1 protein-coding gene is annotated in these 220 nt (G+C 75.5%); it reads right to left on the minus strand.

The genetic code is table 11. The annotated features are described in order from the left end of the window. The coding region (locus J0695_RS40635) for a WCX domain-containing protein (RefSeq protein WP_206969824.1) at window positions 1–220 on the minus strand (220 nt) is incomplete at both ends.

A 220-nucleotide genomic window follows, 5' to 3' on the forward strand; every position in this document is an offset into this window, starting at 1 on the left:
CCGGCGGCCCGGGAGCGGCTCGCACGCCTTGCGTCCGAGCTCGCTGCCGTCTACGGGCCGCCGGGGGCTCCAGAACCTCGACGCGTGCGCCGAGCCCCGCCAGCTGCGCCGCCACGACCTCCGGCGAAGGACCGTCGACCTCGATCTCGGTCCACCCGTCGGACAGCGTCCGCCCGGTCCGCAGCCGCCCGCCGAACAGCCCTTGCAGGATCTGTTCGGT

The organism is Streptomyces beijiangensis (assembly GCF_017315755.1).
Classification (GTDB): Bacteria; Actinomycetota; Actinomycetes; order Streptomycetales; family Streptomycetaceae; genus Streptomyces; species Streptomyces beijiangensis.